The sequence below is a fragment of the Streptomyces sp. NPDC029296 genome (assembly GCF_055569255.1).
Map to the genome: position 1 here is coordinate 114,769 of NZ_JBVHXT010000001.1, position 19,423 is coordinate 134,191.

Consider the following 19,423-nt stretch of genomic DNA (forward strand, 5'->3'; position numbering starts at 1 on the left):
ATCTGCCTAGGATCTCTAGGCAGCCTGTCGTCGTTCCCGGAAGGACCCTCCCCCGATGAGACCGCTCACCGAGCAGGACATCCGCGCCTGCTTCGTCAACTGCTCCAAGGGCGAGGCCAAGCGCCTGACCGTGCCGCGGGACCTCGGCGACCGCCGGTGGGACGACCTGGACTTCCTCGGCTGGCGCGATCCCGGTGCGCCGGACCGTAGCTATCTGGTCACCGAACGCGACGGCCGGCTCGTCGGTGTGGCCCTGCGGTATCCGGCCGCGCAGCGCGGCTTCCTGCACCGCAGCCTGTGCTCCGTGTGCCTGACCACGCATTCCGGCGGCGGAGTGTCGCTGATGACCGCGCGGAAGACGGGCGCGGCCGGCCGGGAGGGGAACTCGGTCGGGCTGTACATGTGCACCGACCTGGCCTGTTCGCTGTATCTGCGGGGCAGGAAGGCGCCGGAGTCCGGGGTGCGGTTCGAGGAGAGCCTGACCGTGGAGGAGCGGATCGAGCGGGCCCGGGCCAACCTCTCCGCCTTCCTCGACAAGCTGTAGGCCCGAGGGCCGCCCGGTCCACGGCGTGGCGGACATGGCCGGAAACAGTCCGCGAACGGCCACGTTCGACCTGCCCGATGAACGGGAACAGGCCAAAGGATGATCAACGTACGGAAGTGGACCCCGGGCTGGACCTCGCGACTGCGGCGGATGCTGAGGCGTCGCCGGGAACCGGTGGTCGTCCAGACGCTGCGGTCGGCCGCGGCGGCGTCGGTCGCCTACGTCATCGCGCTCCGGCTGAGTCCGGAGGCGGCCCCGCTGACCGCGCCGCTGACCGCGCTGCTGGTCGTCCAGGTGACGTTCTACGCCACGCTGACCAACGGCATCCGCCGGGTGAACGCGGTGGTGGCCGGTGTGCTGGTCGCCATCGCGTTCAGTGTGCTGGTGGGGCTGACCTGGTGGAGCCTGGCGCTGCTCATCATCGCCTCGCTGGCCGTGGGGCGCCTGGTGCGGGTGGACGAGTACGTGGCCGAGGTGGCGATCAGCGCCATGCTGGTGCTCGGTGCCACGGTCGGCTACACCGCGTGGGCGCGGATCGTCGAGACGCTGATCGGTGCGGCCGTCGGCACCGCCTGCAACCTGCTGCTGCCGCCGCCCGTGTGGGTGGACGAGGCCGGCCGGTCCATCGAGGGCCTGGCCCGTCGGGTGCGCCAGCTGATGCTGCGGATGGGTGAGGAGGCCGCGGGCCGCGTCCCCTGGCAGCAGGCGGCCGAGCGGCTGCACGAGGCACGCCGGCTGGACCACGACATCACGGGCGTGGACTCGGCGCTGCGGCAGGCGGAGGACAGCCTGCGGCTCAATCCGCGCGTCAAGGAGGGGCTGCTGCACCGGGTGGTGCTGCGCACCGGTCTGGACACGCTGGAGATCTGCACGGTGGTGCTGCGGGTGCTGGCCCGCTCGTTCACGGACCTGGCGAAGGCCCGGGGCTCCCAGGACCTGTTCCCGCCCCGGGTGGGGGCGACCGTGGAACGGCTGCTGTCGGAGATCGCCGACGCGGTGGTCAGCTTCGCGGTGCTGGTGACCACGCACCTGAGCGAGGACGCCGAGTCGGCGGAAGCCCGGCTGTCGGCCGAGCTGCACACGGCGGCCGGCACCCGGGACCGGCTGGCGGAGCTGCTCCGGGAGGAGATCGCCGAGGACTGGACCGACTGGCAGCTGCTGGGCGCCGTGCTGACCGAGACGACCAGGATCATCGACGAGCTGAACACCGAGCACCGCACCCGGCGGCTGCTGGAGGAGCTGGACCGGGTTTCCCGCGAGCACCGGGCCAAGCTGCCCCGGCCGGCCCGGCTGCGCGACTGGCTCGGCGTCCAGGAGGAGCTGTGGCGCAACCGCGCGGGCCTCGGCAGCCGGTCCCGGTGAGGCGCGCGGCGGGGGCCGTCCGGGCCGGGCACGCTTGCCCCTGGTGACGGGTGCGGGCCAAGGTGGCTGCCGTGAGCGGGCCGACCGACGACCTGAGGTGGGGCATGGAGACGGAGTCACGGACACCCCAGCGGAGCCGGGAGCGCGCAGGCGGCTGGACCAGGCGCCGGTTCGTCGGGGCGGTGACGGGCACGGCGGCGGTCTCCGCGTGCACGACCCGGGCGGCCCCGCGGGCCGCCGCTCCGGCCACCCGGGGCACGCCGGAACCCGCCGCGCCGTCGCGTGCGCCGTCCGGGCCGCGCCCGCTGTACGTGGGCACCTACACCTCCGTCGAGGGCGGCGGCACCGGCATCGGCCTCGCGTCGTACGACCCCCGCTCGGGCCGGATCACCGGGGCGGGCACGCTCACCGGGGTGCCCGACCCGTCGTACCTCGCCGTGCACCCGGACGGCCGCACGCTGTACGCGGTGGCCGAGCGTGAGGAGGGCGGGGTGACGGCCGTGCGCCTCGCGGACCGGCGGGTGCTCGGCACCCGGAGCACCGGCGGCGCGGGCCCCTGTCATCTGTCGGTGCACCCCGGCGGGCGCTGGCTGCTGAGCGCGGACTACGGCTCGGGCAGCGTCTGCGTGCACCCGATCGACGCCTCGGGCGCCCTGGGCGAGCGCACCGACCGGGTCACCCACACCTCTCCGCCGCCCGGCCCCGGTCAGCGGGGCCCGCACGCCCACCAGTTCACGACCAGCCCGGACGGGCGGCACGTCCTCGCCGTGGACCTGGGCACCGACACCGTCTACACCTACCGCCTCGACCCGGTGCGCGGCACGCTCACGGAGGCCGCCCGGGCAGGGACCCGGCCGGGCGCGGGGCCGCGCCATCTGACCTTCCATCCGGGCGGCCGGTACGCCTACCTGGCCAACGAGGTGGACGACACCGTGGCCGTCTGCGCCTACGATCCGCGCTCCGGCCGGCTGCGCGTGGGCCCGCCGCAGCCGACGGGCTCTCAGGGCGGCACCAACTATCCGGCGCAGATCCTGGTGACGGCGAACGGACGGTTCGCGTTCCTGGCCAACCGGGGCCACAACAGCATCGCCCGGTACGCCGTGGAGTCCGCCGGGGCCCGGCTGCGGCTGCTCGGCACGGTGCCGGTGGGCGGGGACTTCCCGCGGCAGATCGCGTTCTCCCCGGACGGCCGGCTGCTGTTCGCGGCGAACCAGCGCTCGGGCACGGTCACCGTCTTCCACGTGGACCCCGACGGCGGCGGACTGCGCCCGGCGGGCGAGCCGTTCGCGTCACCCGTCGCCGTCTGCGCGCTGCCGCTGTAGCGCCCGGGGGCAGGCCGCGGCGGCGGCCTGCCGCAGCAGGGCGTGCATCCGCTCGGTGAGCTGGGGGACGTCGTCGGCGGGCGTGTGGAAGGGCAGTCGTACGTCGCCGTGGGCGCGGGTGCGCTCGATGCGCAGGGTCAGTCCGTGCCGGTCGACGGCGAGCGGTGCCACCCGGGTCGCGGCGTGCAGGCTCTCCGGCCGCACCAGGCGGGTGAGCCGCTCGACGGCGTCCGGGTGGGCGTCGGCGAGGTGGGTGAGCAGCCGGGCCTCGGCCCCGGCGAGGGGATCGGGGCGGGCGGCGGCGAACTCGTCGAGGCCGACGACCACGGGCCCGCAGGCGTCCCGGAGCACCACCCGGGTGGGACGGAAGAGCAGGTCGCCCTCGGACGGGGCGAGCCGGCCGGAGAGCCAGAGCCGGGCGCGGACGCGATGGCGCACCGGTACGGGGGCCACGTCGGCGAACTCCAGCAGGGCGGAGGGTTCCTGGCGCGGGGCGCACAGGGCCGCGGCGAGCAGACCGCTGTCGTCGGGCACCGTCAGCCGCACCCGGCCGTCCTCGGTCACGGCGTGCGCGCCGGCGTACTCCTCGCGCACGCCGTCCGCGGTCACCGCGCACGACCACGCGACGGACAACAGCGAGCGTGCCCGTTCCGCCGCGCCGGGGGCGGCCGTCCAGTCCTGCGTCTCATCCATCCCGAGATCTCCTTAGGTAAGCCTTGCCTAACTTATCGGAGTTCGGAGCGCACGCCAACCACGCCGCACCGGCGGACGGAAGCGTTCCGGGTTACGCGAGGACGCCCAGCAGCGCGCGGGCGCACAGGTCGCGCACCTGCGCGCGGCTCAACTCCCCCTCGCCGCGCAGCCACTCCAGACAGACGGCGGTGGTGAAGGCGAGCCAGCCGCGCACCGCCAGGTGCACCCCGGGAGCGGCCTCGACGACCGGCCCGAACTCCGGGTCGGCGGCGAACGCGGCCAGGATCTGCCGCTCCTGCGCGGCCAGCGCCCGCTGGTAGACGCGGCGCACGGCCTGGTCGCCGGCCGCGTCGGCGCGGTGGAAGGCACGGAAACCCTGGGCGTGGGTCTCGACATAGCCGAGGTAGGCGTCGAGGCCGGCGGTCAGCTGCTCGCGCACCGGCACCCCGGGCACGGCCGCCGTCATCCGCAGCATCCGCTCGCTCTCGCGCTCCACGACCGCGGCGAAGAAGTCCCGTTTGGTGGGGAAGTAGTGATACAGCAGCCCCCGCGAAACTCCCGCGATCTCGGCGACCCGCTCGATCCACACATCGTCGTAGGCGCTCTCCGAGAACAGTCTCGCGCCGACCGATAGCAACTGCTCGCGGCGCTCTTCGGTACTGAGCCGGCGCCGGGCGCGCTCCTCCTCGTTCGCGGGCATGGCGTCACTTTACTTGACGCCGGTTCAACAACGGCAGCACACTGAAACGTGTTATTGAACCCACGTCCAACACGCGGGGCGGCGTCAACCATCCGCTGGATCAAGGGGGATCACGCCATGGCGGAGACGACGAAGACCACGGGGAACCGGCCGCCGAAGGGCTTCCGGAGCGCCGAGCGGGGCTGGCCCGAACTGCATCGCATACCGCACCCGCCGCGCCGGCTGCCGCTGCTCGGCGACGTGCTCGGCGCCGACCGTCACCGCCCGCTCCAGGACTCCCTGCGCCACGCCCGCGCACTGGGCCCGATCTACCGGCGCCGGGCCTTCGGCAACGAGTTCGTGCTGGTGTGGGGGGCGCGGCTGGTCGCCGACCTCGCCGACGAGTCACGGTTCGCCAAGCACGTCGGCCTCGGCGTCGCCAACCTGCGCCCGGTGGCCGGGGACGGCCTGTTCACCGCCTACAACCACGAACCCAACTGGCAGCTGGCGCACGACGTCCTGGCACCCGGGTTCAGCCGGGAGGCCATGGAGGGCTACCACGGGATGATGCTGTCCGTGGCCGGCCGGCTCACCGACCACTGGGACCGGCGGCTGGCGGCCGGGCACGCGGTGGACGTGCCCGGCGACATGACCCGGCTGACCCTGGAGACGATCGCGCGGACCGGCTTCGGGCACGACTTCGGCTCCTTCGAACGCGACCGCCCGCACCCCTTCGTCACCGCGATGGTCGGCACGCTCGGCTACGCCCAGCGGCTGAACACCGTCCCCGGACCGCTGGCCCCGCTGCTGCTGCGCTCCGCGGCCCGGCGCAACGCCGCCGACATGGCCTGCCTCGACCGCACCGTGGACGAACTGGTGGCGGCCCGGCGCCGGTCCGGGGACGGCGAGGGGGACCTGCTGGACCGCATGCTGGCCACCAGGCACCCGGTGACCGAGGAACGGCTGTCCGCCGAGAACGTCCGCAAGCAGGTGATCACGTTCCTGGTGGCGGGCCACGAGACCACCTCGGGCGCGCTCTCCTTCGCCCTGTACTACCTCGCCCGGCACCCGGAGATCGCCGCCCGGGCCCGCGCCGAGGTGGACCGCGTCTGGGGCGACGCCCCGCACCCCCGCTACGACCAGGTGGCCCGGCTGCGCTATGTGCGCCGGGTGCTGGACGAGTCGCTGCGGCTGTGGCCGACCGCGCCCGCCTTCGCCCGCGAGGCCCGGCACGACACGGTCCTCGCCGGGGAGCATCCGATGCGCCGGGGCGCGTGGGCCCTGGTGCTGACGCCGATGCTGCACCGCGCGCCGGAGGTGTGGGGCGCGGACCCCGAGCGCTTCGACCCGGACCGCTTCGCCCCGGCGGCCGTACGCGCCCGGCCACCGCACACCTTCAAGCCGTTCGGCACCGGGGCGCGGGCCTGCATCGGCCGGCAGTTCGCCCTGCACGAGGCGACGTTGGTCCTCGGCCTGCTGCTGCGCCGCTACGACCTGCACCTCGACCCCGGCTACCGCCTGACCGTGGCCGAACGCCTGACTCTGATGCCGGAAGGGCTGCGGCTGCGGCTGGAACGACGGCGGCAGCGCCCCCTGGGGACGCCGGGCGCCGCCGACAGCGGTGCGGCCGCGCCCGCGTGCCCGGGTCGCGACGCGGTCACGGACGACCGGCGGCGGGACCCGCACGGACCGGACGGGTCCCGGTCAGCCGGCCGCTGCCCAGTGCACCGGCCGGGTGACTGACACCGGCAGCCGCGTACCGGCGCTGCCCCGCGCGGCGTTCACCTGAGGCTGGGTGAGGAAGAACGCCCCGGTCAGGTCGGCGTCGGTGAGGTCGGCGTCCCGCAGGTCGGCGCCGATCAGATCCGCGCCGCGCAGATCGGCCCCGGTCAGGTCGGCCGCGATGAGATACGCGCCGCGCAGGCTCGCCCCGCGCAGATCGGCGCCCCTGAGCCGGGCGCCGATCAGGTCCGCGCCCCGCCGGTCCTTGCCCTTGCCCCTGCCCTTGCCGGGGGCGCCGGCCCGGACCAGTTCACTGGTGCGCAGCAGGAGCACGTTCACCTCCTGCCGGTGCGCGGCCACGTCCAGCGCGGCCAGCTCCCCGGGGCTCTGTCGGGTGAGCCCTTCGGTCCGCTCCAGCGCCCGGCGCAGCTCGGGGTGGACGGGCGCGGCGGCGGGCAGGCCCAGCGCCTCGGTGAGGTACCACAGCAGTTCGTGCAGCTGCCGGACCACCGGGAAGACGTCGGACATCCGGCGCGCGTCGTCCTTCGGTCCGGTACGCCAGTCCCGCCCGCCGAAGGTGATCTGGGACACCTTCTGCCCGGCGCCGAAGCAGTCGTAGACCGTGCAGCCGGTAAAGCCCCGCTCCCGCAGGCGGGCGTGGATGCCGCAGCGGTGGTCGTCCCGGAGGTTCGAGCAGGCGGTGCCCGCGGGCTTGTTCACCGCGAAGTCGGCGGAACGGGCGAAGGGCAGGGCGACACAGCACAGTCCGAAGCACTGGGCGCAGTCGCCGCGCAGGTCGGCGAGGTCGGTTGTCTGGTCCGGCATGGGGACCAGCCTACTGACCTGCCAAAGCGCCCGGTGCGCCGCGGGCCGGGCCGCCCGTCACACCTCGTCGCGGACCAGGGCCAGCAGCCGGTCCAGGACCCGGGGTGCCGTGCGCAGGCCGTCGTGCTCGTACTCGTTGGTGACCCAGGGGCGCAGGCCGCGGATCGCGGCCGCGGTCCGAAGGGAGTGGCCGGCGTCGACGAACATGTCGTCGTGGTAGACGGCCGCGGCGACGGGCACCTCGTTGGCGGCGAGGCGGGCCGGGTCGTACAGCGGGCCCCAGTCGGTGCGGGCGGCGAGCAGGCCGGCGGTCTCGCGCAGGGGCCGCAGGGCCGGGTCGGTCTCGAACATCCAGGGGTGGACGGTCTCGCCGGTGAAGAGCACCGGGCCGTCCCCGGCGAGCGCCTTGGCCGCGTCGAACCGCGGGAACTCGGCCCGGACGCGTTCGGCGGCCCAGGCGGTGGGGCGGGCGTCCTGGCCGTAGATCGTCTCGTGGACGAGGGCGTAGAGGGGGTTGGCGGCGTACGACAGCAGGGCCTGTGCCTGTTCCTGGAAGGCGTCCGACAGCTCCGGGCCGGACGGGGTGCGCGCGAAGGCGTCCTCCAGCAGGTGGTGCAGGCGGTGGCTGCCGTCGTTCGTGCCGAGCATCAGGCCGAGGGACTGGAAGGCCTCGACGGTGAAGCGGTAGCCGTTCGGCAGGACCACGTCGCGGGTGAGGAGGTGGTCGGCGATCCGGCGGGCCGCCGCCACGTCCTGCGGGTAGCGGTCGTAGTGGGCGGCGACCTTGCGCTCGATGCGCGGGTAGGCGGCCCGGTAGACGTCGTCGGCGTGGGCGTGCAGGGAGGGCAGTCCGCCGGTGACGAGCGCGGTGTGCACGCCCTCGGGGGCCAGGGAGAGGTACGTCACCGTGCAGAAGCCGCCGTAACTCTGGCCGAGCACGGTCCACGGGGCGCCGCCGGTCAGCCGGGGGCGGATGGCCTCGCAGTCGCGGACGATGGAGTCGGCGCGGAAGCGGGTGAGGTAGTCGGCCTGGGCGGCGGGGCCGCCGCGCAGCGGCAGCGTCTGCCGGGTGGCGGGGGTGGAGCGGCCGGTGCCGCGCTGGTCGAGCAGCAGGACGCGGTACTCCCGCAGGGCCCGGTCCAGCCAGGACTGGCGCCCGACGAAGCGATGCGCCCCGAAACCGGGACCGCCCGTGAGGTACAGCAGCCAGGGCAGGTCCTGCCCGGCCTTGTCGCTCGCCACCGCCTCGCGGGCGTACAGCTCGATGGTCTCGCCCCCGGGGTCGGCGTGGTCGAGGGGCACGGTGAAGTGGTGGTCGGTGAGGACGACACCGGGCTGGCGGTAGCTGAGGCTCAACGGGTCTCCCGGGACGGGCCGATGCGGACGCGTCCCAGTTCAGCACATGAGCGTGCGCGGCCCGGCGCCCGGGATCACCGCCGGCCGCCGGACGCGGCGGTCAGCGGGCGACGAGGCTGGAGCGGCGCACCACCAGCTCCGGCTGGAGCACCACCCGGCGGTGCTCGTGGGCCCGCTCGCCCTGTTCGGTCTCCTCCAGCAGCAGTTCGGCGGCGAGGGTGCCGAGGGTGACGGCGGGCTGGCGCACGGAGGTGAGGGGGACGGCCGCCGCGGCGGCGAACTCGATGTCGTCGTAGCCGACGATCGCCAGGTCGTCGGGGACGGTGACGCCCGCCGCGTACATGGCCTGGAGCAGGCCGAGGGCGAGCAGGTCGTTGGCGCAGAAGACGGCGGTGGGGCGGTCGGCGAGGCCGAGCAGGCGGGCGCCCGCGTCCCGGCCCGCGGCCACGTCGAGGCGGTCGGTGGGCAGTTCGCGCAGCGCCCCGGGGCCGAGCCCGGCCTCGGCGAGTGCGGACAGCGCGCCGGTGCGCCGGTCGCGGACCTGGTTGAGCCCGGGCGGGCCGCTGACGTAGGCGATCGAGCGGTGCCCGGCGTCCACCAGGTGGCGCACCGCGAGCGCGCCGCCCGCGATGTCGTCCACCGACACCGAGCACTCGGTGGTGCCCTCGGCGACCCGGTCGACCAGCACGAACGGAATGCCGTGCCGGCGGAAGGCGGCGATGTTGCGGCCGGTGGCGTCAGCCGGGGTGAGCAGCACGCCCCGGACCCGCTGTTCGGCGAAGAGCGAGAGGTACTCGGCCTCCTCGGCCGCGTCCTGGGCGCTGTTGCACACCATCACGCCGAGCCCGGCCTCCCGGGCCGCGCGTTCGGCGCCGCGGGCCACGTCCACGAAGAACGGGTTGCCCATGTCGAGCACGAGCAGGCCCATGATCCGGCTGCGGCCCGCGCGCAGCTGGCGCGCCGACTCGCTGCGGACGTAGCCGAGCCGGTCGATCGCGGACAGCACCCGGGCCCGGGTCTCGCTCGCGACGGTGTCCGGGCGGTTGATGACGTTGGAGACCGTGCCCACCGACACTCCGGCGGCGCGGGCGACGTCCTTGATACCCACCGACTGGGCCATCGGGCTTCGGACCTCCAGGGACGGGACGCGGCGGGACGCGCTTCACATTACCGTCGGGCCGGCAGGGCGAAGTCGGCCACGTGCAGCGGCGAGGGCGTCCGGCCGGCGGACTTCTCCTGGTACAGGAACGACAGGACGTGGTCCGCCGCGATCCGGGTCTCGTCGACCACCACCTCGCCGAACGCGTCGAGCCCCGCGCCGTCGAACAGCAGGGTCCAGTCGGTGTACCCGGAGGCCGCCGAGGCGGCGGCGATCCGGCCGCGGGGCAGCACGGCGTAGGCGTTGTCGTGGCGGTCCAGGACCAGTCGGGTGCGCTGGCTGGAGCGGAGCGGGACGGGGATCTCGGTCTTGAGCCAGGCCCCGGAGGCGGTCTTGCGCAGGTGGTGGGCGCGGGCGTGGGCGGTGCGGGCGGCGGCGTAGCCGGTGGTCGCCGGGCCGAGGCGGACGGGGAGGTGGCTGACGACCGCGTGCGGCCGGCCGGCCGAGTCGACGCACTGGCTCTCCTGGTTCATCAGGCAGTGGTCCGGGCCGAGCGGGTCGACGACCAGGCCGGGGTCGGTGACGCGGACCCGGTCCGGTCCGCCGGTGGTGCCCACCACAGTGCCCGCATCGTCGCGCCAGGTCCGGCCGCGGTCGTCGGAGGTGACGTAGCCGGTGTCGTGGTTGGTCAGTCCGCCGCTGCCGCCGAGGACGGCCGGGTCGCGCTCCCGCCAGGTGAACAGGGCGTGCAGCCGGCCGCGCCGGTCGTAGTCGAGGCCGTGCGGATACATGCTGCGGGCGGAGCTGGAGCCGTGCGCGGTGGTGTACGTGCCGGTGGCGCCGGACCACTCGCCGAGCGCGCTCCACCGGGAACCGTCGTACTCCGCGAGGGCGTTGCGGCCGTTCCCACAGACGCCCGCCCGGTAGGCGAGCTGGAGCCGGCCCTCGGGTGTGGTGAGGAACTGCGGGTAGGTGAACCGCTCGGTGAGCGGCAGGCCGTCCAGGGTGGTCTGTACGGCTCCGAAGGCGGCCGGGCCCCAGGCGGTGCCGGAGGGGTCGTCGAGGAGTCCGGCGACGGACTTGACGTAGTGGAAGCCGTCGCTGTGGGAGTCGAGGTTCAGGTGCAGGCGGCCGTCCGCCGGGGAGACGCCCATGCAGATGACGTTGTGGGAGTCGTCGGCCTTCAGCAGGTGGGGCAGGCGGACGGCCGACCAGGTGGCCGTGCCGAGCCGGCGGCGGGCCACGACCGCCTCGCGGCTCGCCGTGTACCAGACCGCGTACTGGTGGCCCCGGTGGGTCAGCAGGCCGTGTTTCTGGAAGGAGTTGGTGTTGACCAGGCCGTCGTAGGAGACGAAGTACAGGGCCCGGGCGTCGAGCCGGGTGACGGCCGGCCCGGTCAGCGAGGGTCTCATCGGCGCGGCTCCCGGTCAGGCCAGGTGGAACACTTCGGTGAGCGGTCGCATGGCCTCGTCGGGCCGTGCGCCGTCCAGGGACTCGAAGAAGGGCGCCATCTCCTTCTGCCAGCGGGCGTTGACCCCGGTGGCGGCCATGCCGGCCTGGGCGGCGGCGAAGTCCTCGGTCTCCAGGTAGCCGACGAGCAGGCCGTCCTCGCGCAGGAACAGCGAGTAGTTGTGCCAGCCGGCCGCCGACAGGGCGTCGAGCATCTCCGGCCAGACGGCCGCGTGCCGCGCCCGGTACTCGTCGAGCCGGTCCGCCCTGACCTTCAGCAGGAAGCACACGCGCTGCATGAACCGCTCCCGTTCTCTCGGAAGTCGTACGGGTCGACCACACCGTTCCCGCCGAGGGTGCAGGTGCCCTCGTGAAAGGTTTCAAACAGCTTGCCGGGACCGTAGGCACCGCGACCGCCCCCCGTCAATGGGCCCATGTCGAAAAACCGTCGACCGCGGGAGGTCGCGGAGGGGTCGCGACGTCCGGGTCGGCCGGAGTGCTTGACACCCCTGGTGGCGGCCCCTAGCTTGCCGTTCTGAATCGTTTCATACGCTCAGTCCGTCGCACGCCGACCTCCACAGGAGCCCCGAAGTGACCGACCTCGCCGCGGTGAAGGCCGCGCTCAAGACCCAGGCCGTCGAGACGCCGTCGTGGGCGTACGGGAACTCGGGCACCCGGTTCAAGGTGTTCGCGCAGGCGGGGGTGCCGCGCTCGCCGTGGGAGAAGCTCCAGGACGCGGCGCGGGTGCACGCGTTCACCGGCGTGGCGCCCTCCGTCGCCCTGCACATCCCCTGGGACACGGTGGAGGACTACGCGGCGCTCGCGAAGTACGCCGGGGAGCGGGGGGTGCGACTGGGCGCGATCAACTCCAACACCTTCCAGGACGACGACTACAGGCTGGGCAGCATCTGCCACCCGGACGCGGCGGTGCGCCGCAAGGCGGTGGACCATCTGCTGCGCTGCGTCGACATCATGGACGCCACCGGGTCCCGCGACCTGAAGCTGTGGTTCGCGGACGGCACGAACTATCCCGGGCAGGACGACGTGCGGGCCCGCCAGGACCGGCTGGCGGAGGGGCTGGCCGAGGTGTACGCGCGGCTCGGGGACGGGCAGCGGATGCTGCTGGAGTACAAGCTGTTCGAGCCGGCGTTCTACTCGACGGACGTGCCGGACTGGGGAACCGCCTACGCCCACTGCCTCAGACTCGGCGACAGGGCGCGGGTGGTGGTCGACACCGGGCACCACGCGCCGGGCACCAACATCGAGTTCATCGTCGCCACGCTGCTGAGAGAGGGCAGGCTCGGCGGCTTCGACTTCAACTCGCGGTTCTACGCCGACGACGACCTGATGGCGGGGGCGGCGGACCCCTTCCAGCTGTTCCGGATCATGTACGAGGTGGTGCGGGGCGGGGGGTTCACCCCGGACGTCGCGTTCATGCTCGACCAGTGCCACAACATCGAGCCGAAGATCCCGGCGATCATCCGCTCGGTGATGAACGTCCAGGAGGCCACGGCGAAGGCGCTGCTGGTGGACCGGACCGCGCTGGCCGGGGCCCAGGCTTCGGGGGATGTGCTGGGAGCCAACGCGGTGCTGATGGACGCGTACAACACGGATGTGCGGCCGTTGCTCCGCGAGGTGCGGGAGGACATGGGGGTGGACCCCGACCCGATGGCCGCGTACGCCCGGTCCGGATGGGCCGAGAGGATCGTCGCCGAGCGGGTCGGGGGCGAGCAGGCCGGCTGGGGGGCGTGAGGCGTCTGCCGCTGGAGCCCCGTCGCGGGGTGCGGGTCCGTCGTGGCCGTTCACGCAGTTCCCCGCGCCCCTTTGGACACTCACCTCCTCCGGAAAGGAACCCGTACGCATGACCACCCATCCCGAAGTGGCCGCTCTCCTCGCTCGCTCGCACCGGCTCGGCTCCGACCCCCGCAACACCAACTACGCCGGCGGGAACGCCTCCGCGAAAGGCACCGCCAGCGATCCCGTCACCGGTGGTGAGGTGGAGCTGATGTGGGTGAAGGGGTCCGGGGGCGACCTCGGGACGCTCACCGAGGACGGGCTCGCCGTGTTGCGGCTGGACCGGCTGCGGGCGCTCGCCGGCGTCTTCCCGGGTGTGGAGCGCGAGGACGAGATGGTCGGGGCGTTCGACTACTGCCTGCACGGCAGGGGCGGGGCCGCGCCCTCCATCGACACCGCCATGCACGCCCTGGTGGACGCCCCGCACGTGGACCACCTGCACCCGGACTCCGGGATCGCGCTCGCCTGCGCGGCCGACGGGGAGAAGCTGACCGCCGAGTGCTTCGGGGACCGGGTGGTGTGGGTGCCGTGGCGGCGGCCCGGGTTCCGGCTCGGGCTGGACATCGCCGCGGTCAAGGCCGCCCACCCGCGGGCCGTCGGATGCGTCCTCGGCGGGCACGGGATCACCGCCTGGGGCGACTCGTCCGAGGAGTGCGAGCGCAACTCGCTGTACATCATCCGCACCGCCGAGGCGTTCCTCGCCGAGCGGGGCAGGGCGGAGCCGTTCGGCCCGGTCGTCGCCGGGTACGAGGCGCTGCCCGAGGCCGAGCGCCGGGAGCGGGCCGCCGCCCTCGCGCCGTACGTGCGGGGCCTGGCCTCGCGGGACCGGGCGCAGGTGGGGCACTTCACCGACTCCGACGCCGTCCTGGACTTCCTGGCCCGTGCCGAGCACCCCCGGCTGGCCGCGCTCGGCACCTCCTGCCCCGATCACTTCCTGCGCACCAAGGTGCGGCCGCTGGTGCTGGACCTGCCGCCCACCGCGCCGCTGGCGGACGCCGTCGCCCGGCTGGAGGAGCTGCACGCCGCCTACCGGGAGGAGTACGCCGCCTACTACCGGCGGCACGCCCTGCCCGGCTCCCCCGCCATGCGCGGCGCCGACCCGGCCGTCGTGCTGGTCCCGGGCGTCGGCATGTTCAGCTTCGGCAAGGACAAGCAGACCGCCCGGGTGGCCGGCGAGTTCTACGTCAACGCGATCAACGTGATGCGGGGCGCCGAGTCGGTCTCGTCGTACGCACCCATCGAGGAGGCGGAGAAGTTCCGCATCGAGTACTGGGCGCTGGAGGAGGCCAAGCTCCGGCGGATGCCGGAGCCCAAGCCGCTCGCCACGCGCGTCGCGCTGGTGACGGGCGCGGGCAGCGGCATCGGCAGGGCCGTCGCGCACCGGCTGGTCGCGGAGGGCGCCTGTGTCGTCGTCGCCGACCTGAACGCCGAGGGCGCGGCGCGGGTCGCCGAGGAACTGGGCGGGCCGGACAAGGCCGTCGCCGTCACCGTGGACGTCACCTCCGAGGAGCGGATCGCCGCCGCGTTCCGGTCCGCGGCGCTCGCGTTCGGCGGGGTCGACCTCGTCGTCAACAACGCCGGGATCTCCGTCTCCAAGCCGCTGCTGGAGACCACCGCCCGGGACTGGGACCTCCAGCACGACATCATGGCCCGCGGCTCGTTCCTGGTGTCGCGGGAGGCGGCCCGGGTGATGACGGCGCAGGGGCTGGGCGGCGACATCGTGTACATCGTCTCGAAGAACGCCGTCTTCGCCGGGCCGAACAACATCGCCTACTCGGCCACCAAGGCCGACCAGGCCCATCAAGTACGCCTGCTCGCGACCGAGTTGGGCGAGCACGGGATCCGGGTGAACGGGGTCAACCCGGACGGCGTGGTGCGCGGCTCCGGGATCTTCGCCGGGGGCTGGGGCGCGCGGCGGGCCGCCGTGTACGGGGTGCCGGAGGAGGAGCTGGGCGAGTTCTACGCGCGGCGGACCCTGCTGAAGCGCGAGGTGCTGCCCGAGCACGTGGCGAACGCGGTGTTCGCGCTGACCGGCGGGGACCTCACGCACACCACCGGGGCGCACCTCCCGGTCGACGCGGGCGTGGCGGCCGCGTTCCTGCGATGAGCACGGGGGTGAAGGCGTACGCGGCGGTCGACCTGGGCGCGTCCAGCGGGCGGGTCATGGTGGGCCGGGTGGGCCCGGACTCGGTGGAGCTGACCGAGGCGCACCGGTTCCCGAACCGGCCGGTGCGCCTCCCGGAGGGGCTGCGCTGGGACATCCTCGCGCTGTACGGGGGCGTCCTGGACGGACTGCGGGCGGCGGGCGCGCACTGCGCCGACGGGACGCTCGCCTCCGTCGGCATCGACGGCTGGGCGGTGGACTACGGCCTGCTGGACGCCGACGGGGCGCTGCTCGGCAACCCGGTCCACTACCGCGACGCCCGCACCGAGGGGGTCGCGGAGAAGGTGTGGGCGACCGTCCCGGCGGCGGAGCTGTACGCGGCGACGGGCCTTCAGTACGCGCCGTTCAACACGCTCTACCAGCTCACGGCCGACCGCCCGACCGCCCGATTCGCGCACGCGGCGCGGGTGCTGCTCGTCCCGGACCTGCTGACGTACTGGCTCACCGGCGAGCAGGGCACCGAGCTGACCAACGCCTCCACCACCCAGCTCGTCGACCCGCGGACCCGGACCTGGGCGCACGGGGTCGCCGGCCGGCTGGGCATCGACCTCGCCCTGTTCGCGCCGCTGCGGCAGCCGGGCGATCCGGCCGGGACCCTGCTGCCCCGGGTGCTGGCGGAGACCGGGCTGCGCGGACCGGTGCCGGTGACGGCGGTCGGCTCGCACGACACCGCGTCGGCGGTGGTGGCCGTCCCGGCGGCCGGCGAGCGGTTCGCCTACATCTGCACCGGCACCTGGTCGCTGGCCGGCCTGGAGCTGTCGGCGCCGGTGCTCACCGAGGAGAGCCGGGCGGCGAACTTCACCAACGAGCTGGGGCTGGACGGCACGGTCCGCTATCTGCGCAACATCATGGGGCTGTGGCTGCTCCAGGAGTGCGTACGGGCCTGGGGGGAGCCGGATCTCGGGCTGCTGCTGCGGGAGGCGGCGGCCGTGCCGACGCTGCGGTCGGTGGTGGACGCGGGGGACGCGGCGTTCCTCGCGCCAGGCCGGATGCCGGAGCGGATCGCCGAGGCGTGCCGGGCCACGGGGCAGCCGGTGCCCGTGACCCGGGCCGAGGTGACCCGGTGCATCCTGGACTCGCTGGCCCTCGCCCACCGGCGGGCCGTGCTGGACGCGGCCCGGCTGGCCGACCATCCGGTGGACGTGGTGTACCTGGTGGGGGGCGGCACCCGCAACGCGCTGCTGTGCCAGCTGACGGCCGACGCCTGCGGGCTGCCGGTCGTCGCGGGCGCGACCGAGGCCGCGGCGCTCGGCAACGTGCTGGTGCAGGCCCGCGCGCACGGACTCGCCGGCGATCTGCCCGCGCTGCGCCGGCTGCTCACCCGCACCCAGCCGCTCACCCGGTACACGCCGTGGGGGGACACCGGCCGGTGGCGGGCGGCCGAGGACCGGCTCGCCGCGCGGTGAGCCGCCCTCTGCCCGCGGCCGTACCCCGCCGACTACCCTGCACTGGTCCGATGATCCGTTTCCCCCGTCCGACGACCGGCACCGAGGAGCCGCGATGCGTGTCGCCCTGTTCCTGACCTGTGTCAACGACACGCTGTATCCGGACACGGGCCGGGCCGTGGTGAAGCTGCTGACCCGACTGGGTGTCGACGTCGACTTCCCGATGGGCCAGAGCTGCTGCGGACAGGCGCACTACAACACCGGTTACCGTCATGAGGCCGAGCCGCTGGCCCGGCACTTCTCCGATGTCTTCGGCGGCTACGAGGCGATCGTGACCCCGTCCGGGTCGTGCGGGGCGATGGTGCGGGAGCTGTATCCCCGGCTGGGCGAACGGGCCCGGGCCGAGGGGCGCGGGGAAGGGCTCGCCCGGGCGCTGGCGCCGGTGGTGCCGAAGACGTACGAGCTGACGGAGTTCCTGGTCGACGTGCTCGGGGTGACGGACGTGGGCGCCTGCTACCCGCGCACGGTCACCTATCACCCGACCTGTCACGGGCTGCGCGGCCTCGGGCTCGGGGACCGCCCGCGCCGGCTGCTGGAGGCGGTGAAGGGGCTGGAACTGGTCGAGCTGCCGGGGGCCGAGGAGTGCTGCGGGTTCGGCGGCACGTTCGCGGTGAAGAACGCCGAGGTGTCGGCGGCGATGGGCGTCGACAAGGTGCGCAACGCGGAGTCGACGGGCGCCGGGGTGCTGTGCGCGGCCGACAACTCCTGTCTCCTGCACATCGGCGGCACGATGAGCCGGCTGCGCAGCGGCGTGCGGCCGGTGCACATCGCGGAGATCCTGGCGAGCACGGAGGAGGAACCGGCGGTATGAGCGGTACGTTCGTCGGCATGCCGGCCTTTCCGAAGGCCGCGCGCGACGCCGTCCACGACCCCACGCTGCGCGGCAATCTGCGCCACGCCACGCACACCATCCGCGCCAAGCGGGCCAAGGCCGTCGGCGAGTTGTCCGACTGGGCGGCGCTGCGCGAGGCGGGCCGGCGGATCAAGGACCACACCCTGCGCCACCTCGACCGGTACCTGCTCGAGTTGGAGGAGTCGGTCACCGCGGCCGGCGGTACGGTTCACTGGGCGGCGGACGCCGGGGAGGCCAACCGGATCGTCACCGAACTGGTCAAGGAGACCGGCGAGTCGGAGGTCGTCAAGGTCAAGTCGATGGCCACGCAGGAGATCGAGCTGAACGAGGCGCTCGCGGCGGCGGGCATCCGCGCCTACGAGACCGATCTCGCCGAGCTGATCGTGCAGTTGGGCAGGGACCGCCCCTCGCACATCCTCGTTCCCGCCATCCACCGCAACCGGGGCGAGATCCGGGACATCTTCGCGCGCGAGATGAGCGAGTGGGGCCGGCCCGCGCCCGGGAACCTGACGGACACACCCGCCGATCTCGCCGAGGCGGCCCGGCTGCACCTGCGGGAGAAGTTCCTGCGGGCGAAGGTCGGCGTCTCCGGCGCCAACTTCATGGTCGCCGAGACCGGCACGCTCGTGGTCGTCGAGTCCGAGGGCAACGGCCGGATGTGCCTGACCCTGCCCGAGACGCTGATCTCGGTCGTGGGCATCGAGAAGGTCGTGCCCACCTGGCGGGACCTGGAGGTCTTCCTCCAGACCCTGCCCCGCTCCTCGACCGCCGAGCGCATGAACCCGTACACCAGCATGTGGACCGGGACCGCCGGCGAGGACGGCCCGCGCGCCTTCCACCTGGTGCTGCTCGACAACGGCCGCACCGACACCCTCGCCGACGCCGTCGGCCGCCAGGCGCTGCGCTGCATCCGCTGCTCGGCCTGCCTGAACGTGTGCCCGGTGTACGAGCGGGCGGGCGGGCACGCCTACGGCTCGGTCTACCCGGGCCCCATCGGCGCCATCCTCAGCCCCCAGCTGCGCGGCACGGGCAGCGAGATCGACGCCTCCCTGCCGTACGCCTCGTCGCTGTGCGGGGCCTGCTACGAGGTGTGCCCGGTCGCCATCGACATCCCCGAGGTGCTGGTGCACCTGCGGGAGCGGGTGGTGGAGGGCGGTCCGGCGGTGCTGCGGGGCAACAAGGTGCTGCTGAAGCCGGCGAAGGGGCACGCGGCCGAGCGGGCGGCGATGCGGGCGGCGCGCTGGGCGTTCGCCCACCCCGGGGCGCTGCGCGCGGGCCAGCGGCTGGCCTCCCGGACCCGCCGGCTGCACCCGCGCACCCTGCCGGGTCCGGGCCGGGCGTGGAGCGGCGCGCGGGATCTGCCGGCCGTGCCCCCGGAGCCCTTCCGGGACTGGTGGCAGCGCACGCGCGGCGGAAAGGACGGCGGCAGGTGAACGGCAGGGAACGGGTCCTGGGCCGGGTGCGGCGGGCCCTCGCGGACGTGGCACCGGACGAGCGGCCCTACGAGGAGGCCGTGCCCCGGGAGTATCTGCGCGAGCACGGGGAGCGGACCGCCGAGGAGACGGTGGAGCTGCTGGCGGAGAACCTGGCGGACTACCGGGCGCTCGTGCACCGCTGCACCGCGGAGGAACTGCCGCCGCTGGTCATGCGACTGCTGGCCGGGCGCGGTGCCCGGGAGGTGCTGGTCCCGCCGGGGCTGCCCGAGGAGTGGCTGTCCGCCGCGGACGCGGTACGGGTCCCCGACCGGGCGGCGGACACCGCCGGGCGGCTGGACCGGGTGGACAGCGTGGTGACCGGCTGCGCCGTGGCGATCGCCGAGACCGGCACGCTCGTGCTCGACGGCTCCCCGGACCAGGGCCGGCGCCGCGTCTCGCTGATCCCGGACCACCACATCTGTGTCGTCCGCGTCCCGGACCAGGTCGTCTCCTCCGTCCCCCAGGCCCTCGAACGCCTCGATCCGGCCCGCCCGCTGACCTGGATCTCGGGCCCGTCGGCCACCAGCGACATCGAGCTGGACCGGGTGGAGGGCGTGCACGGCCCCCGCACCCTGGAGGTGATCCTGCTCGGCTGACCGCCCTCGGTACGCGGGGTCCGCCGGTCGGGCCACGACGGGATG

At 74.2% G+C, this 19,423-nt stretch carries 17 protein-coding genes; 10 read left to right on the forward strand and 7 right to left on the reverse strand.

Features of this window, described 5'->3' with window-relative positions; all coding sequences use genetic code 11:
- Positions 1 to 55: 55 nt before the first annotated feature.
- The 3 genes from ACZ4W9_RS00370 to ACZ4W9_RS00380 all read left to right on the forward strand — a co-directional run bounded on the left by ACZ4W9_RS00370 (position 56) and on the right by ACZ4W9_RS00380 (position 3,228).
- Entirely contained in the window at positions 56 to 544 is a 489-nt protein-coding gene (locus tag ACZ4W9_RS00370) for an FBP domain-containing protein (protein WP_467932151.1), read from the forward strand.
- 150 nt (positions 545 to 694) lie between these two features.
- A complete protein-coding gene (locus ACZ4W9_RS00375; RefSeq protein ID WP_467932418.1) occupies positions 695 to 1,906 on the forward strand; it encodes an FUSC family protein in 1,212 nt (403 codons plus the stop codon).
- A gap of 182 nt (positions 1,907 to 2,088) precedes the next feature.
- Positions 2,089 to 3,228, forward strand: a complete 1,140-nt coding sequence (locus ACZ4W9_RS00380) for a lactonase family protein (RefSeq protein WP_467932419.1) — start codon at positions 2,089 to 2,091, stop codon at positions 3,226 to 3,228.
- On the opposite strand, the gene ACZ4W9_RS00385 is transcribed toward ACZ4W9_RS00380, so the two are convergent.
- Together ACZ4W9_RS00385 and ACZ4W9_RS00390 are read right to left on the reverse strand one after the other, a co-directional pair.
- Positions 3,196 to 3,921: a DUF2470 domain-containing protein gene (locus ACZ4W9_RS00385; RefSeq protein ID WP_467932152.1), complete on the reverse strand. Its 726-nt coding sequence runs from the start codon at positions 3,919 to 3,921 to the stop codon at positions 3,196 to 3,198. The genes ACZ4W9_RS00380 and ACZ4W9_RS00385 overlap by 33 nt on opposite strands.
- A 91-nt stretch (positions 3,922 to 4,012) precedes the next feature.
- The gene (locus ACZ4W9_RS00390; protein WP_467932153.1) at positions 4,013 to 4,621 is read right to left on the reverse strand and encodes a TetR/AcrR family transcriptional regulator; all 609 of its coding nucleotides are present in this window, start codon (positions 4,619 to 4,621) and stop codon (positions 4,013 to 4,015) included.
- Positions 4,622 to 4,738: 117 nt separating this feature from the next.
- On the opposite strand from ACZ4W9_RS00390, the gene ACZ4W9_RS00395 reads away from it, so the two are divergent.
- The gene (locus tag ACZ4W9_RS00395; RefSeq protein ID WP_467932154.1) at positions 4,739 to 6,343 is read left to right on the forward strand and encodes a cytochrome P450; all 1,605 of its coding nucleotides are present in this window, start codon (positions 4,739 to 4,741) and stop codon (positions 6,341 to 6,343) included.
- Here ACZ4W9_RS00395 and ACZ4W9_RS00400 read toward each other — a convergent pair.
- From ACZ4W9_RS00400 to ACZ4W9_RS00420, 5 genes are all read right to left on the reverse strand, one after another.
- Positions 6,305 to 7,147: a pentapeptide repeat-containing protein gene (locus ACZ4W9_RS00400; RefSeq protein ID WP_467932156.1), complete on the reverse strand. Its 843-nt coding sequence runs from the start codon at positions 7,145 to 7,147 to the stop codon at positions 6,305 to 6,307. The two genes, ACZ4W9_RS00395 and ACZ4W9_RS00400, sit on opposite strands and share 39 nt — an antisense overlap.
- Before the next feature lie 57 nt (positions 7,148 to 7,204).
- Complete coding sequence (locus ACZ4W9_RS00405) at positions 7,205 to 8,503, reverse strand: alpha/beta fold hydrolase (RefSeq protein WP_467932158.1); 1,299 nt, start codon at positions 8,501 to 8,503, stop codon at positions 7,205 to 7,207.
- 100 nt (positions 8,504 to 8,603) lie between these two features.
- Positions 8,604 to 9,623, reverse strand: coding sequence for a LacI family DNA-binding transcriptional regulator (locus tag ACZ4W9_RS00410; RefSeq protein ID WP_467932159.1), 1,020 nt, complete (start codon positions 9,621 to 9,623; stop codon positions 8,604 to 8,606).
- A gap of 47 nt (positions 9,624 to 9,670) precedes the next feature.
- Entirely contained in the window at positions 9,671 to 11,014 is a 1,344-nt protein-coding gene (locus tag ACZ4W9_RS00415; protein WP_467932160.1) for a BNR repeat-containing protein, read from the reverse strand.
- Between the two features lie 15 nt (positions 11,015 to 11,029).
- Positions 11,030 to 11,350: an L-rhamnose mutarotase gene (locus ACZ4W9_RS00420; RefSeq protein WP_467932161.1), complete on the reverse strand. Its 321-nt coding sequence runs from the start codon at positions 11,348 to 11,350 to the stop codon at positions 11,030 to 11,032.
- Between the two features lie 292 nt (positions 11,351 to 11,642).
- Between ACZ4W9_RS00420 and rhaI the strand changes: the two genes are divergently transcribed.
- The 6 genes from rhaI (at position 11,643) to ACZ4W9_RS00450 (ending at position 19,378) form a co-directional block, all read left to right on the forward strand.
- Entirely contained in the window at positions 11,643 to 12,803 is a 1,161-nt protein-coding gene (rhaI, locus tag ACZ4W9_RS00425) for an L-rhamnose isomerase (RefSeq protein WP_467932163.1), read from the forward strand.
- A gap of 109 nt (positions 12,804 to 12,912) precedes the next feature.
- The gene (locus ACZ4W9_RS00430; RefSeq protein WP_467932164.1) at positions 12,913 to 14,952 is read left to right on the forward strand and encodes a bifunctional aldolase/short-chain dehydrogenase; all 2,040 of its coding nucleotides are present in this window, start codon (positions 12,913 to 12,915) and stop codon (positions 14,950 to 14,952) included.
- Positions 14,949 to 16,415 carry a rhamnulokinase gene (locus ACZ4W9_RS00435; protein WP_467932165.1) on the forward strand — a complete coding sequence of 489 codons (1,467 nt, stop codon included), beginning with the start codon at positions 14,949 to 14,951 and terminating at the stop codon, positions 16,413 to 16,415. The genes ACZ4W9_RS00430 and ACZ4W9_RS00435 overlap by 4 nt, the downstream gene beginning before the upstream one ends.
- A 94-nt stretch (positions 16,416 to 16,509) precedes the next feature.
- Positions 16,510 to 17,265: a (Fe-S)-binding protein gene (locus ACZ4W9_RS00440; protein ID WP_467932167.1), complete on the forward strand. Its 756-nt coding sequence runs from the start codon at positions 16,510 to 16,512 to the stop codon at positions 17,263 to 17,265.
- On the forward strand, positions 17,262 to 18,740 hold the full coding sequence (locus ACZ4W9_RS00445; protein WP_467932168.1) for a lactate utilization protein B: 1,479 nt from the start codon (positions 17,262 to 17,264) through the stop codon (positions 18,738 to 18,740). Before ACZ4W9_RS00440 ends, ACZ4W9_RS00445 begins: the two co-directional genes overlap by 4 nt.
- The gene (locus tag ACZ4W9_RS00450; protein WP_467932169.1) at positions 18,737 to 19,378 is read left to right on the forward strand and encodes a LutC/YkgG family protein; all 642 of its coding nucleotides are present in this window, start codon (positions 18,737 to 18,739) and stop codon (positions 19,376 to 19,378) included. The genes ACZ4W9_RS00445 and ACZ4W9_RS00450 overlap by 4 nt, the downstream gene beginning before the upstream one ends.
- Positions 19,379 to 19,423 lie beyond the last annotated feature (45 nt).